Source organism: Streptomyces sp. NPDC059649, assembly GCF_042734445.1.
Classification (GTDB): domain Bacteria; phylum Actinomycetota; class Actinomycetes; order Streptomycetales; family Streptomycetaceae; genus Streptomyces.
This window is the reverse complement of record NZ_JBHWDV010000010.1, coordinates 107,453-121,284: the sequence shown is the minus strand read 5'-3', so window position 1 is coordinate 121,284 and position 13,832 is coordinate 107,453. Positions and strand designations below refer to the sequence as shown.

The 13,832-nt window shown below is 69.3% G+C and carries 14 protein-coding genes; 12 read left to right on the top strand and 2 right to left on the bottom strand.

Annotated elements, in window-relative coordinates; all coding sequences use genetic code 11:
- Nucleotides 1-116: 116 nt before the first annotated feature.
- The 4 genes from ACFV1J_RS14720 (at nucleotide 117) to ACFV1J_RS14705 (ending at nucleotide 3,561) form a co-directional block, all read left to right on the top strand.
- Nucleotides 117-479, top strand: a complete 363-nt coding sequence (locus ACFV1J_RS14720) for a hypothetical protein (RefSeq protein ID WP_385857807.1) — start codon at nucleotides 117-119, stop codon at nucleotides 477-479.
- 87 nt (nucleotides 480-566) lie between these two features.
- The gene (locus ACFV1J_RS14715) at nucleotides 567-1,946 is read left to right on the top strand and encodes a hypothetical protein (protein ID WP_385857804.1); all 1,380 of its coding nucleotides are present in this window, start codon (nucleotides 567-569) and stop codon (nucleotides 1,944-1,946) included.
- A gap of 186 nt (nucleotides 1,947-2,132) precedes the next feature.
- Nucleotides 2,133-2,846 (top strand): hypothetical protein, encoded by a 714-nt coding sequence (locus ACFV1J_RS14710; RefSeq protein WP_385857802.1) that lies wholly within the window; start codon nucleotides 2,133-2,135, stop codon nucleotides 2,844-2,846.
- 55 nt (nucleotides 2,847-2,901) lie between these two features.
- Nucleotides 2,902-3,561, top strand: a complete 660-nt coding sequence (locus ACFV1J_RS14705) for a hypothetical protein (protein WP_385857800.1) — start codon at nucleotides 2,902-2,904, stop codon at nucleotides 3,559-3,561.
- A gap of 455 nt (nucleotides 3,562-4,016) precedes the next feature.
- Here ACFV1J_RS14705 and ACFV1J_RS14700 read toward each other — a convergent pair whose 3' ends face one another.
- Nucleotides 4,017-4,628 carry a hypothetical protein gene (locus ACFV1J_RS14700; RefSeq protein ID WP_385857798.1) on the bottom strand — a complete coding sequence of 204 codons (612 nt, stop codon included), beginning with the start codon at nucleotides 4,626-4,628 and terminating at the stop codon, nucleotides 4,017-4,019.
- Between the two features lie 280 nt (nucleotides 4,629-4,908).
- On the opposite strand from ACFV1J_RS14700, the gene ACFV1J_RS14695 reads away from it, so the two are divergent.
- The 5 genes from ACFV1J_RS14695 (at nucleotide 4,909) to ACFV1J_RS14675 (ending at nucleotide 11,111) form a co-directional block, all read left to right on the top strand.
- Nucleotides 4,909-5,433, top strand: a complete 525-nt coding sequence (locus tag ACFV1J_RS14695; protein WP_385857796.1) for a helix-turn-helix domain-containing protein — start codon at nucleotides 4,909-4,911, stop codon at nucleotides 5,431-5,433.
- Between the two features lie 4 nt (nucleotides 5,434-5,437).
- The gene (locus ACFV1J_RS14690; RefSeq protein ID WP_385857794.1) at nucleotides 5,438-6,685 is read left to right on the top strand and encodes a PBSX family phage terminase large subunit; all 1,248 of its coding nucleotides are present in this window, start codon (nucleotides 5,438-5,440) and stop codon (nucleotides 6,683-6,685) included.
- Nucleotide 6,686: 1 nt separating this feature from the next.
- Nucleotides 6,687-8,165 (top strand): phage portal protein, encoded by a 1,479-nt coding sequence (locus tag ACFV1J_RS14685; protein ID WP_385857792.1) that lies wholly within the window; start codon nucleotides 6,687-6,689, stop codon nucleotides 8,163-8,165.
- 546 nt (nucleotides 8,166-8,711) lie between these two features.
- Nucleotides 8,712-10,943, top strand: coding sequence for a phage minor capsid protein (locus ACFV1J_RS14680; protein WP_385857790.1), 2,232 nt, complete (start codon nucleotides 8,712-8,714; stop codon nucleotides 10,941-10,943).
- 12 nt (nucleotides 10,944-10,955) lie between these two features.
- Nucleotides 10,956-11,111 carry an Rmf/CrpP fold protein gene (locus ACFV1J_RS14675; protein WP_385857788.1) on the top strand — a complete coding sequence of 52 codons (156 nt, stop codon included), beginning with the start codon at nucleotides 10,956-10,958 and terminating at the stop codon, nucleotides 11,109-11,111.
- On the opposite strand, the gene ACFV1J_RS14670 is transcribed toward ACFV1J_RS14675, so the two are convergent.
- Complete coding sequence (locus tag ACFV1J_RS14670) at nucleotides 11,108-11,767, bottom strand: hypothetical protein (RefSeq protein WP_385857786.1); 660 nt, start codon at nucleotides 11,765-11,767, stop codon at nucleotides 11,108-11,110. The genes ACFV1J_RS14675 and ACFV1J_RS14670 overlap by 4 nt on opposite strands.
- A gap of 260 nt (nucleotides 11,768-12,027) precedes the next feature.
- On the opposite strand from ACFV1J_RS14670, the gene ACFV1J_RS14665 reads away from it, so the two are divergent.
- The 3 genes from ACFV1J_RS14665 to ACFV1J_RS14655 are packed head-to-tail and all read left to right on the top strand — an operon-like array spanning nucleotide 12,028 to nucleotide 13,828.
- Nucleotides 12,028-12,504, top strand: coding sequence for a hypothetical protein (locus ACFV1J_RS14665; RefSeq protein WP_385857783.1), 477 nt, complete (start codon nucleotides 12,028-12,030; stop codon nucleotides 12,502-12,504).
- Nucleotides 12,505-12,523: 19 nt separating this feature from the next.
- Nucleotides 12,524-13,534, top strand: coding sequence for a major capsid protein (locus ACFV1J_RS14660; RefSeq protein WP_385857781.1), 1,011 nt, complete (start codon nucleotides 12,524-12,526; stop codon nucleotides 13,532-13,534).
- A 12-nt stretch (nucleotides 13,535-13,546) separates the two neighbouring features.
- Nucleotides 13,547-13,828 carry a hypothetical protein gene (locus ACFV1J_RS14655; protein ID WP_385857779.1) on the top strand — a complete coding sequence of 94 codons (282 nt, stop codon included), beginning with the start codon at nucleotides 13,547-13,549 and terminating at the stop codon, nucleotides 13,826-13,828.
- The last annotated feature ends 4 nt before the right edge of the window (nucleotides 13,829-13,832 follow it).

Genomic DNA, 13,832 nt, shown 5'->3' with positions numbered 1-13,832 from the left:
TTGCAAATAGCCTGAGTTATTCAAGATCCAGCTTGTGTTGTGACAACAGTTCTCGCTACAGTGGAGGTGTTCAGCCGGTCCTCACCCGGCAGCAATCAAGCAAGGGAGCAACCCCCATGCATGACGTGTCCTTTTTCCCGGTGCTCGTCACCGGCCACCCGGCCGGAGTCACCCCGCCCCTCTTCGACCCCGCAGCCGTGCGTATCGCACGAGCCGCTGACGTCCGTAAGGGCGACTTGGTGCTCGGCCAGTGCGCCGCACTCGGCACCACCGTCGAGCTCGAACAGGCCGAGTACTTCGACACCCCGTACTACGCGGACCCGTCGATGTACGACCCGACGTGCGGGTGCGGTGTCTGCCGCTGGTCCGGCTACGCACCCGGTCGAGTCGTCCTTACCGACGGCTACCCGTTCGACGTCTGCGACGTCTGGCCGGCCAAGGGGCACGCGGTGATCGTCCCCGCCGCCCGCCTGCACTGAGAGCACTACCGGGGCCCGCACCACGCGGGCCCCGGCCCTACCCCGCCGGTCCTCACCCGGCACCCATCACACAAGGGAGCAACCCCCATGGAAGACAAGAGCCTCGCCGAGCGCGCCAACGTCCGATACGCCACCGCCGGCCGCCGCGGTAGGCGCATCCACTACTCGCCCAGCAACGACGAGACGCTGTGCGGCAAGTTCATCGCCGAGTACCTCAACGTCGAGCACGTCGTCGAGCTGCTCGACAAGAAGGGTTACGACTGGTGCACCACCTGCGGTACTGCCGCCGAGAAGCGCGCCGAGGCTCGCCTCGCCGCTGAAGCCGAGCGCGACGAGCGCCTCGACGCTCTCGCTGCCAGCGTTGCGCAGCAGCACGCCGAGGTCGACGCCCACCTCGCCGAGATTCGCCAGCTTGCTGCCGAGGTCGACGAGGTCGCCGCCGATGTCACCGCATGGGGTGCCGAGGTCGACGCCGTGTGCACGCCCGCCGAGGATGCCACGGACGCCGAGCAGATCGAGGCCGAGCAGCGCCTCGTCGAGGGTGTCGTCGTCGAGCACGCCGGAACCGCCGAGGGCAGCACCCCGAGCAACGCCACACACCCCAACGTCGTTGCCGCCCGCGAGGCCCTCGCCGGTCTGGTCGCCGCCCCCCTGACCGATCACCACGACGTGACCGAGCCGACCGAGGCAGAGCGCGACGTACGCGGGTACATGATCGACCCCCGCGAGGGCCGCCGCGTCGCCCTGTACTGGCTTGAGGGAGGCCGCATCATCCGGCGTGATGACTCGTGGAACGGCCCGTCGCTCGACTGCCTCGCCGACCGAATGACGCGCCGGGGGTGGGCCGTCGAGAAGATGCTGCGTAGCTCGCAATGCGTGTTCGCGCACCGCCCGGTCGAGGACGCCCCGCCGGCCGAGGCGCAGCCGGCCGTGCCCGCCGAGCTGCCCGCCGCCACCAACGTCGACGATACGTGCCTGCACGGGAAGCGCTCGCGGCCGGACGTGAGTGGCGACCCGATTACCTGGTGCGCCCGCAAGCAGTCCACCCAGAGCGCCGGGGTATGGAGCGACGAGGGGTGCGTGCTCGCCGTTGATTGCTGCGTCGAGGCTGCGAACGACTGCGCGCAGTACAACATCGAGGCGGAAGCGTCGGCCGGCGACCCCGAGTTCGAGTGGGCGCTGATGTGCACCGAGCACGAAGAGCAGATGCTCGACACCTGCGAGGAGTGCAACGCCGTGCCGGCCGAGGATCGGTGCAAGGAGTGCGCGGGCAGGGGCTGCCACTGGTGCCACTGGACAGGTGAGCAGCAGCCCGAGCAGGCCGTCGACGAGGCCGAGGCCGTCGAGCAGCCCACGGCCGGGGGGACGTGGCGCGGCGGCTGGATCGCTTCCACTCCCCCGCCGGTCGGCGACGAGCTGTTCGGCCTTGACCAGGGCGAGGGAGAGCAGGGCGCGCTCTTCGAGTGAGATCACGCTGCGCTGCGGCAGTGAGGTGCGCCTCGCTGCCGCGGCGCAGCAACTTGCCTTTCTGAGATGCGAGTTGAGGCCGAGAAGAACCTCTAAACCCTTGTTGTGTTGTCGCAACAGTTCTCGCTACAGTGGAGGTGTTCGGCCGGTCCTCACCCGGCACCACACCCCAAGGGAGCAACCCCCATGGAGATCACCGCCCGCGTGCGCCAGTCCTACCACCCGCACCAGAGCACCGAGCAGGCCGAGCTCGCCCGGCACATCGTGCTCGACGTCCCCCTCGATGGCCGTCTGCGTCGCGAGGCCGGCGACGCGCTGTGCCGCCCCGCCATCGACTTCTACGAGCTGGAGCGCGGCGAGGTCGAGGGCGAGGCGACGTGCACGAAGTGCGTTGAGCGCGCCGCCCGTTACGGCGTCCGCGTCATCACGGCCGCGCCCGCTCAATCCGCCGAGGACGTCGAGCAGGGCGGTGCGGAGCGCACTGAGCAGGCGCCGGCCGTGCACCACTTCGGCAGCACCGGAGAGGCGTACAACGTGACGCAGTGCCGAGACGACATCCTCGACGGCGATGTGCTCGTGATCGAGCGCGAGCAGGTCGTCGGGTTCCTGCGTAGCGCATGGCCGGGCGCCATCACCGCGGCGCACGGCGAGCTGCACACCTTCACCGCCGGCCCCCGCACCATCGACGACGGTCGGTATGCCGCATCGGTCGACCTCGCCGAGCAGATCGCACGGGACCTCGGCGCCCCGTTGGCCATCGAGCAGCAGGGCGTCGAGGCCGAGCTCGACGAGTCGACCGAGACGACGTGGCACGAGGCATGGCTCGCCGACGAGGACGGGCAGCAGCTCACGCTCGACGGCACACGCCCCAACGGACAACAGGGCAACCTGTTCTCCTGACCCATCGCCCGCCCCGCACCGCGGGGCGGGCCCAACCCGTTAGGACCCTCACCAGATGACCAGCAGGGACCAGTCGCAGTACGACGCCGCAGTGCGGCTGCTCGCCGAGCGGCCCTACCTCGCCGACCTCGTCACGCACCTCGACCGCGCGGTGCGGGAGTACGAGAGCAACAGGCCCGAGGCCCGCCCCGTGGCTGTGTCCGCTGGAGACGAGGAAGGCGCGCCCGCGCTATTCGCGCTTGCGCGTGCGCACGCGGACGCAGCGAACCGGGAAGAGCGCGCCGAGGTCGTCGAGGTGCTAGGTGCGAAAATGCCCCTGTCCGAGGCCGGCACGGTGCGGCGCGCGGCAAAGGCAATCGAGGGCGCGTTGCCTGAGATCATCCTCGACGCCAGGATCAACGGACAGAGCGCCTCGGAGATCTCTCGCGAGCTCGGGTTCGCGAACGACTCGCGTGTCTACTCCTACCTACGCAAGCACCCTTGGGAAGCGTCCTACCGCCTCGACCAGTTCCAAGATGGCTCGTGGGTCACCGTCGATTCCGGCACGCGCGAGGTGCTCAAGGACTCCGCCGAGCAGGTTGCCGTCGACGTCGCGCGCGAGCTCGCAGCGGGCGACGCCCGGGTGCGCGTGAGCGTGTGGCGCCTCGGCGACCCTGGCGACTCGGTCGACGTCGACACGGCCCGCTACGTCTTCGAGCGCGACCCGGCCGCATAGCCGCCCACATAAGAGCAGGCCCGTCTCGCTCCTCACAAGCTCGACGGGCCCTAACCACCGCGGGAGCAACCCCCGCAATGGCTGTTCATCACCCTATCGCCTCATGTCCGACCGTCTGGGCGCCCGTGCGTTGAGGGCTGGCGGTCGCCTCGGTCGCCGTGATGACCGATTTCGGGGCTGCGCCTTCGGCCCTCGGGTCGTCGCTCTGTCGTCACAGGGTGAGTCGGCCCGTCGTCCTCCTCGTTCGTCGATTGGCTGCGGCGACGCAGACGATCACGGATTCGCTGAAGAACGCTGATCCACGCCGTACAGAACTGCTCGACATCGTTAGCCAGCTTCGTTCCCATGACCAGTACCAAGCTGATGAGCCCGAACAGGGCCAGTACCCACAGGGTGGGGCCGTCCACTTATGCACCTCTCGAAATGCGGGCGGCAGCCGCCCGCCTCGGCAGGCGTCAGGCGGCAAGCGCGCAAGAATTTGAAGGGACCGGCAAGCACGCCGGCCCTCCAGGCGCACGCGGAACAAGAGGTGACGCGAGTCTGAGCACCCCGCAGGGGGACGACTCATGAGGCACCGCGTGAGAATCGTGGCCGTGGGTTCGAACGCCGAGAAGTTCAGCGAGAAGGGCCACCGCGACATGCCAGAGCCGCTCAACTTCGCCAGAGGCCCGTGTCAGCTGCTCCAGCGACGGAAGGAGACGGTTGCCCCAGACTGCGGCCAGGTTGGGAGAGGTCGCCACGGCCGTGATCGACGGAATGCCTGTGGCCTCTTCGGAGGTCGCCAGGAGACGCAGCCCGAGCTCAACGGCGGACCGGTGGGCTAGGACTTCATCCAGAGCGCTCTTGGTGCGCTTTGCCCACAGCGCTGCTTCCAACCAGAAGCTCACCACCGAGGCTGTCTTGCCGGCCCCGGCGTGGCCCGACCATTTAAGTTCGATCGCCAAGTGCCTGTCGCCATCGACGATGACGTAATCGGGGCCATCGAAGCGATCGTTGCGCGGGGCCATCAGCGCCAACTCCGCGCACGCAACGTCCATCCAGGACGGGGCGGCTGCGTGATTGGGCATGCGGATCAGTTTAGTAACTAGGCGCCTGGCTGAGTTTCATCCGACCGGGTAGCTGGACCCCCACGCCCCGGGTAGCAGCCCCAGCACCACGCCACGAGGGTCTACGACCTCGGCAAACTCCCCAGCGAACAACCTTGCATCGTTACCGTTCCGTGACCTAGAGTTGGAGCCGCTTCCGGCGTGCCCGGAAACACCCCGACAACTCCACATGCCCGAGCGCCCCGCCACGCCCCCCGACGTGGCGGGGCGCTCGTCTCTGCCCGCCGGGAGGTGACCGCCCATGCAGCGCCGCCCGGTCACCGAGGCCGAGCGCGACGAGGTGTGCCGCCGCCACGCCGCCGGCGAGACCCGCAACGAGATCGCCCGTGCTCTGCGCCGTTCCGCCTCGACCGTCTCGCGTATCGCGAGCGACGAGGGGCTGCGGTTCGAGGGCGGCGCCCGGGTAGCTCCGGCCACCGCCGCGCGGCAGCTCGACCTCGCCGAGCAGCGCCGGCAGCTCGTCGCCCGCCTGTACGCGCGCGCTGCCGCGAACCTCGACCGCGTCGAGGCCCCCGAGGGGTACGTGCGCGTTGAGCTGCTGCCCGACGGCCGTACCCGTCGGATCACGACTGACGACCCGCCGGCCCAGGACGAGCGCCACCACTCCCAAGCGATCGGCTCGTACCTCACTTCCGCGGCGCGGCTGGCAGAGATCGACGCCGGCAACTCCGCCGGCGAGGTGCGTTCCATGCTCGGCGACCTGGCCCGCGGACTGCGCGAAGCGTTCGGCGACGACGAGGCCGAGGAGGACACCGGCAGGGGGTGAGCGCGTGCTCGACACCCTTCCCCTGTCCCGCAAGCAGTTGCGCAGCGTCGTGCAAGCAACCGCCCGCATCAACATCTGGCATGGCGCCGTGCGGTCCGGCAAGACGATCGCGAGCCTGCTCGCGTGGCTGCTCGCAGTCGCCGAGGCCCCGCCGTCCGGTCTCATCATCGTTGTGGGCCGATCGCTCCAGACGATCGAGCGCAACGTGTTCGAGCCGCTGCAAGACCCCTCGCTCTTCGGGCCCGTCGCCAAGCAGGTACGCCACACCCGCGGCGCGACGACCGCGACCGTGCTCGGCCGTACGGTCCACCTGATCGGCGCGGCCGACGCGCGCGCCGAGGGCCGGCTGCGCGGCTTGACGGCCTCGCTCGCCTACGTCGACGAGCTGACCTTGCTGCCGGAAGCGTTCTTCGTGCAGCTACTCGCGCGGCTGAGCGTCCCCGGGGCCCGGGTGCTGGCGACCACGAACCCCGACAGTCCCCGGCACTGGGCGAAGGTCGGCTACCTCGACCGCGCACACGAGCTCGACCTGTGCGCGTGGCACTTCCGCCTCGACGACAACCCCAGTCTTTCCGCCGCCTACGTCGCCGCCCTGGCCGCCGAGTACGTCGGTCTGTGGAAACGCCGCATGATCGACGGTGCATGGGTCGTCGCCGAGGGCGCCGTATTCGACATGTACGACGAGCAGCAGCAAGTCGTCGACACCCTGCCCCCGATGCGCCGGCACTGGCTCGGCATCGACTACGGCACCACCAACGCCACCAGCGCCGTACTGCTCGGCCTCGGCACCGACGACCGGCTGTACGCCTGCGCCGAGTGGCGTTGGGACTCACGCACCGCGCACCGGCAGCTCACCGACATGCAGTACAGCGCCCGCATACGGGCCTGGCTCGACGAGCAGGACGTCGTGCCCGAGTGGACGTTCATCGACCCGAGCGCCGCGTCGTTCACGGTGCAGATGTGGAACGACGGACACCCCGGCATCGCGCGTGCCAATAACGACGTGCTTGACGGGATCCGCTCGACGGCGACCGCGCTCGACTCCGGGCTGCTGCTCATTCACCGTTCCTGCTCCGGGCTGCTGGATGAACTGCCCGCGTACGCGTGGGATCCGGCCGCCTCCGAGCGCGGCGAGGACAAGCCGATCAAGCGCGACGATCACAGCGTCGACGCGCTGCGCTACGCCGTGCACTCCGCCGCCCATGAGTGGCGTCACTTGCTACCCGTCCCAACTGCCCAGGGGGTGAGCTGACGTGCCGTTGCCAGAGAACGGGGCCCCGTGGCCGCCGACGCAGTTCGCCGCCGAGTACGCCGAGATGCGGGTCGACGACGCGTGGTACGCCGGCGACCGCAAGCGACTGTCCGAGGTCTACGCCCGCGACCAGCTGCGCCCCGACGGTCGCCGCCGTCTGTGGGGCCGGCGCCCGCCAGCACCGGGACAGGCCGATACACGGCTGCACATCCCGCTCCCCGCCGACATCGCGAACACCTCGGCCTCGCTGCTGTTCTCCGAACCCCCGACGTTCACCGTCGAGGACACCGCCACGCAGACCAGGCTCGACAAGCTCGCCGAGGCCGGCGGTGTGGCAAACACGCTGCTTGAGGCCGCCGAGGTCGCCGCAGCGCTCGGCGGGGTCTTCCTGCGCGTCACGTGGGATGCCAGCCTCGCCGCCCGCCCGCTGCTCACCGTGGTGCATGCCGACAGCGCACTGCCCGAGTTCCGGTTCGGCATCCTGTCGGCCGTGACGTTCTGGCACGAGTTGCCGAGCGACTCGGTGACCGTATGGCGCCACCTTGAGCGGCACGAGCCCGGCCGCATCCTGCACGGCCTCTACCAGGGCGACGCCGACCGCCTCGGCGTGCGCGTGCCCCTGGTCGAGCACCCCACCGTCGCCGGTCTGGTCGACTCCCTCGGCGAGGCCGGCGACACCATCGAGACCGGACTGCCAGACGCGATCACCGCCGCCTACGTGCCCAACATGCGGCCGAACCGAGCGCACCGCGGCAGCCCGCTCGGCCGGTCCGACTTCCAAGGGGGCGCGCACGACCAGTTCGACGCCCTCGACACCACTTGGACCAGTTGGATGCGCGACATTCGCCTCGCCCGCGCCCGGCTGATCGTGCCCGACGGGTACCTGCGATCCAACGGCGCCGGCAGTGGCGCGTCGTTCGACGCCGACCGCGAGATCTGGCAGACACTGAACATTCCGCCGACCGAGACCGGCGCGGCGGGAATCACCCTGTCGCAGTTCGCTATCAGGGTGGCCGAGCACCAACAGACCGCCGAAGCCATCGTGCGGCAGACCGTACACAGCGCCGGCTACTCCGCTCAGTCCTTCGGACTCGGCGACGCCACCGCGGTTACCGCAACCGAGGTTGTCGCCCGAGAGCGACGCAGCATGATCACGCGTGACGTGAAGGGCCGCTACTGGGCGCCGGCCCTCGCCGACATGCTGCACGTGATGCTGCGTCTTGACCGGGCCCTCGGATTCTCGGCGGTGGCCGTCGACGAGCGACCGCACATCCAGTTCGGCGACGCGGTGTCGGAGGACCCACAGACGACCGCGCAAACGCTCGCGCTACTGGCGCAAGCCGAGGCCGCGAGCACCGACACCAAGGTGCGCATCCTGCATCCGGATTGGTCCGACGAGCAGGTGCAGGCCGAGGTCGACCGTATCCGCGAGGAGGCTGGCACGGCCGTGCCCAGCCCCATGGGTGCGTTTCCGATGTAAGAGGAGCGGGCCGCCCACAAGGCGACCCGCTCTCTGGTGACGGGTTGACGGGCCACTTCCAACCGCCCGCCTGGTAACTACTGGCGGAGCATGCATCCACCAGCGAGAAAGAGTCAGACGACGACTAGCGCTAGAAAACCGTCGAGTGACTCGACCTGCTACCTACACAGTTACTCAGTGAGACGCTGGCACACCGTCTCAACCACTTCGATCGAATGCTTCTTCGATACACACGTTTGATCGACCGTGTTGACAGTGTCGATCACGTAATGGCCCACGACCACGAGCTTGAAGGCGAGCATGGCGGCTGCGAACCATCGGCGAGTGCCAGGGGTTGCGCTGGCCCCGCCGCGGCACCCTCGGAACGCGTCACCAACGAACCTCAGTAGCCGCTGCGGGCACCGATCACCGGATGGTGGTGATTTACTCATTTCTGCCTCCTAATAGGTTGTTTTCACACGCTAGATCGCGTGAAGGAACAGCTTCTCAACCTGCTTCTACGAGCTCAAGCGGTTCACTCATAAACGGAGTTGGGAGAGAAGCATCTTGGCCATCCATCCGGGCATGGTCGAACCCTTGGCGGAGCGCACCCGCGACCTGTATGCCGAGGCAGAGGAGCGACTGCTGGGCATCGTCGCTCGCCAGCTCGCCGGCGGTTACGAGGCGCCCGGGTGGGCGCAGCGCAAGCTCGCCGCGATCCAGCCGCTTCGCCGTGCGGCGCAGGCTGTTGTCGACGAGCTCGGCCGCGCCGTGACGCTTGAGGTGTTCGATGTGGTGGCCGAGAGCTACAACCGCGGGCACCGTGCCGCGGTTGACGAGCTCGGCGCGCTGCCAGATGCCGCCCGCCGACTGGTCGACGAGATCACCCCGAATGCACAGGCTGTGGACAGGTTGGCGCACGAGGCCGTTGAGGTGGTTACCGCGACGCACCGCGGCATTCTCCGGGCGATCGTCGACGCGTTCCGCGACGTCGTCGCCCGCGTGACCTCAACGCCCCTGCTCGGTACGGGGACGCGTCGGCAGGCCACGCAGGACGCCATGCGGGATTTCGCCGACCGTGGCATCTCCGGTTTCACCGATCGGGCCGGCCGACGCTGGCAGCTGACGAGCTATGCCGAGATGGCGGTGCGGACGTCGGCGGCGCGCGCCGCGGTCGAGGCGCACACCCGCACTCTGACCGAGGCCGGCCTCGACCTGGTGATCGTCTCGGATGCGCCGCGCGAGTGCCCGCTGTGCCGTCCCTGGGAAGGCAAGTTGCTCGCGATCGACGGGCCCGACGGACGCCGCACGGTCGAGGTCGAGCACGCCGTCGAGGACGGACGCATGCTGCGCGTGGTCGTGCAAGGCACCCTCGACGAGGCGCGTCGCGCCGGTTTCCAGCATCCGAACTGCCGGCACTCGGTCTCGGCGTACATCCCCGGTGTCTCGTCGCTCATTCCGCCGATGCGCTCGGACGGCAAGAGTTACGAGGCAGGGCAGCGGCAGCGCGCCATTGAGCGCAACATCCGCAAGCACAAGAAGCGGGCAGCCGCCGCCGTCACGCCCGAGGCCAAGAAGGCTGCCGAGGCCAAGGTGCGCACGTGGCAGGGCACCATGCGCGAGCACCTCGCCGAACACCCGCAGCTGCGCCGCAACCGCACGCGCGAGCAGCTCGGCGCCGGCAACCTTCCCTCTGCCCGCACCGAGGCGCCGCAGGCCGCGGTCGAGGCCGCGCGGCTGCGTGCCGGCGACGCGGACACCCCGCGCGAGATGGACGAGCAGCAGCTCGCCGACGCGATCGGATCGGGCCTGAACGACGAGCGCGACCTCGACCGTGCCGCGGCCGAGCTCGACCGGCGCGACGAGCAGGCCCTGCTCGACCGCATCCGCCCCGGCGGGCAACTCGTCGACGATCTCACCCCCTACAGCGACGCCGAGCTCGGCCGAGTACTGCGCCACCTCGACGACGACCAGGTGCTGCGCGTCGCCGCCGAGATGGACAGGCGCGACACCGCCGCCCACCTGCCCAAGGTGCGCGCGGACCTGGTGGGGCTCTCCGAGGCCGACCTCGCGCACCGCACACGGATCGCCACTGACGCCGAGGAGTTCGCCGCTCTCGCGGCCGAAGCCGACCGCCGGCAGCTGCTCGCCGCGTTGTTCCCCGGCGGGCAGCTCGCCGGCGAACTCTCTGGATTCCCCGACGAGGTGCTCGGGTGGGCCGTGCTCTACGCCCGCGCGGACGAAGCCGAACGCCTCGCCGCCGAGGTCGACCGCCGACACCCCGTGCAGCTTCCGCCGGCCGCCACCGACCGCGGAACCGCGGGGCAGCTCGACGACGCCGCGGCGATCGACCAGACGCTCGCCCCGCTCCCCTCGCCGGCCGCGTGGGGATGGCTCGCACTCGACGAACCCGACCGGTTCGCCGGCATGAGCGACACCGAGCGATGGATCGCCGAACGCGAGGCCGAACAGCAGGCCGCCCGCGGCGCCTACACTCGCGCGCAGATCCGCGAGATGTACCGGGAGTACGTCTACCGGCAGTGGCTCGCCGCCGAGGACTGGTGCCGCGGCTACCTGCTCAGCAGGCGCGCGCAGCACGAGGGCATCGACCCCGAGTCGCTGTTCTCCGGCCCCGCGCACGTCGCCTACGCACGCGCCTCGGAAGAGCTCAAACGCTATTGGGCCGAGGTCGAGCCGCGGCTGACTCTGGCAGAATTTACGGAGCAGATCAGCGGGCAGCGCAGCGACGAGGCCGAGCGCGCGCGGCAGTCCCGAGGCGACCAGGAACACCGCCAGTAGAGGAGGGGGCACGTGGAAGCGCGAGCGCAGTTGGTACGCGCGATTACCGAAGGTCAGCAGGCTGGCATCGACCGGCAGCCCGTGACCGCATGCCCCTACCCCGCCGGCGATCTGCGCCGCTCAGCTTGGGTACGCGGGTATGCCGCCGGCCGTCGAGCCGCGAGCTAGGCTCGTGGGCTTTGCCGATTCCGCTGCCAAGCCCTGAATGCGCGAACCGATGCTGGCGCCAACGCCCCCATTGGTGAGAATGAGCCGAGACCTTCAGCGAATTCCAACGCCACGTCGATCTCCCGTCCGGGACGGAGCAGCCGAAGGTCTACCCCTTCCAGGGCAGCCACACTGGTCAAGTTCGGCTGTCCGTCGACGAGTAGCGTGTACGTGACCATGTGCCGCTTCTTGAGCAAGCTGGGGCCAATCTTCAGTGTCGTACCGTCCAGCGCCATTCGGGGCGCAGGACTTGTGACGGGCTGATTCTCCGTTTCGAGGACGCCCAAGACCGGCACGCCCATGTCGAAGGTGATTGGCTGCCCGGCGTCATAGCTGCTGCTGGGGATGTCGTGTCGTCCACGGCTCACCATGCGGAACTCGACGATATATGGGTCTTCCAGAACAGCGCCTCTTTGCCGAACCTCCAGCTCGGGGACTCTCCCGGTCTCTTCGGCCAGTAGTCGGGTCGTCCTGTAGATCCCGTACCACAAGCGCCGCTTCGGTGTTCCCACCCGATGCGTGATCACGGCTGCGGCGAACCCCGTCGCGAGCGTCGCGACGCCACCGACAGCGGCCCAGAAGACGTCAGAGGCGTACCACTCTTCCGCAAGAAGCATGGCGCCATCCAAGCAGCGCCGGACCGCACTGCAAACGCCTCAGACACCCCAACCTGCCGCCGCAGCCCCCCTCTTGGCGGGCCTTTCTCATCCCTGTATGAGCCATGGAGGAACGATCCGGTATGCCATCCGAGACCGCCAACACCCCCGCCGCAACAGACTGCAGCGATCAAGGCGAGCCATCCAGCATCGACAGTGCGCGAACCGCGACGACGACGCCCGGCACTACGCCGGATCCAGTCGAAGAGCGGCAGCTCGCCGTGGCTGAGCAGCGCGCGACCGAACAGAGCGAGCGGGCCGAGCAGCTACAGGCCGCGCTCGACGCCGTGCACCAGGCACTCAACCCCGACGGTGGCGAGGGTGGGCAGGACCCCGCGCAGCTCGCTGCCCAGGTCGCCGACCGCGACAAGCAGCTCGCCGACATCGGAGCGCAGCTGCGTACGGCTCAGGTTGAGCTCGCCGCCCACCGCGCCGCCGCCGAACACGGGGCACGCGCCGATCGGTTGCTCAACTCCCGTGCGTTCCTCGACTCGGTCGCCGCCCTCGACCCCAGCGGGCCGAAGTTCGAGCAGCAGCTCGGCGCCGCCATCAAGGGCGCCGTCGATGCCGACCCCGACCTCTACCGCGCCGCGCCGGGCGGCCCGCCCCGCGGCGGCGCGGAGTTCAACGGACCCCCTTCTGCCGACCAGCGGCCGAAGTCGCTGCACGACGCCGTCGCCGCCCGCCTTGCCGGCTGACCGATAGGAGACACCCCACGTGATCACACTCGCCGACGCACACCTCAACGCGCTTGAGGACCTCGATCACCTCGTGATCGATGAGTTCCGCAAGTCGTCGTGGTTGCTGGACAACATGCCGTTTCACGACGCCGTCAACCCGGCCGGTGCTGGAACGACGCTCAGTTACACCTACCTACGCACCATCACCGAGCGCCCCGCCAGCTTCCGGCGGTACAACACCGAATACCAGGACGCCGAGGCCAAGCGTGCCAAGTTCGGCGTAGAGCTCGCCCCGCTGGGCGGCTCCTTCCGCCTCGACCGGGTGCTCGCCAACATCGGGCCGGCCGCGACCGATGAAGTCACGTTCCAGGTGCAGCAGGCCATCAAGAGCGCCCGTGCGTTCTTCTCCGACCAGGTCATCAACGGCATGCGCGTGAAGACCCCCAACGATGAGGAGGGTTTCGACGGTCTCGACTTCGCCCTCGCCGGCAGCTCCACCGAGGTGGGGCTCGGGACCGTCACCGACTGGACCGGGCCGGGTCTGGAGACCTCGGCCGACAAGCACGCCGCGCTCGACCTGCTCGACGCCTTCCTCGCCAAGCTGGACGACCGCCCGTCGGCGATCCTCGGCAACGAGGCCACCATCGCCCGCGTGCGCTCCCTGGCCCGCCGCTCCGGCTACTACACCCGCAGCGAGGACTCGTTCGGCGAGTCGGTCGAGACGTACAACGGCATCCCGTTCATCGACCTCGGTGCGAAGGCCGGCAGCTCTGCCCCCGTGATCCCGGTCGAGTCCCGCATGGTCGCGCCGGAAGGTGCGCCGTCCGGCCCCACCGTGGACGGCCTCTCCGACCTCTACGCGATCCGGCTCGGACTCGATGGGTTCCACGGTGTCTCGACGGCCGGCGGGCAGCTCGTGCGGCAGTGGCTGCCCGACTTCAACACCGCCGGCGCCGTCAAGCGTGGCGAGGTCGAAATGGGCCCCATCGCCGTCGTGCTCAAGGCAACCCGTGCCGCAGCTGTGCTGCGAAACATCAAGGTCAAGTGAGAGGAAACGTTCATGCAGTACCGCATCACCGCCCCGGTTCACGGACACACCGGTGTCATTGCCGGGGTGGCCTTCGCTGAGGGAGTCGCGACGTGCTGCGACCCGGCGCTCGGCGCCATCGAATACTTCCGCCGCCACGGCTACGAGCTCGTGTGCCTGGATATCGAGCCCGAGCCCGACACCGTGATCGGGTTCACCGCCGAGGCGCCCGAGGCGCCGGTCACCCCCAAGGATGCTCCGCCCAAGCCGGCCGGCCGCAACCGCACCGCGGGCAAGCGCGGCGACGAGGAGTAGCCGC

Bases quoted from the DNA above. Each gene is read 5' to 3' on its own strand.
- ACFV1J_RS14720 (WP_385857807.1), top strand. From the start codon at position 117: ATGCATGACGTGTCCTTTTTCCCGGTGCTCGTCACCGGCCACCCGGCC.
- ACFV1J_RS14715 (WP_385857804.1), top strand. From the start codon at position 567: ATGGAAGACAAGAGCCTCGCCGAGCGCGCCAACGTCCGATACGCCACC.
- ACFV1J_RS14710 (WP_385857802.1), top strand. From the start codon at position 2,133: ATGGAGATCACCGCCCGCGTGCGCCAGTCCTACCACCCGCACCAGAGC.
- ACFV1J_RS14705 (WP_385857800.1), top strand. From the start codon at position 2,902: ATGACCAGCAGGGACCAGTCGCAGTACGACGCCGCAGTGCGGCTGCTC.
- ACFV1J_RS14700 (WP_385857798.1), bottom strand. From the start codon at position 4,628: ATGCCCAATCACGCAGCCGCCCCGTCCTGGATGGACGTTGCGTGCGCG.
- ACFV1J_RS14695 (WP_385857796.1), top strand. From the start codon at position 4,909: ATGCAGCGCCGCCCGGTCACCGAGGCCGAGCGCGACGAGGTGTGCCGC.
- ACFV1J_RS14670 (WP_385857786.1), bottom strand. From the start codon at position 11,767: ATGCTTCTTGCGGAAGAGTGGTACGCCTCTGACGTCTTCTGGGCCGCT.
- ACFV1J_RS14655 (WP_385857779.1), top strand. From the start codon at position 13,547: ATGCAGTACCGCATCACCGCCCCGGTTCACGGACACACCGGTGTCATT.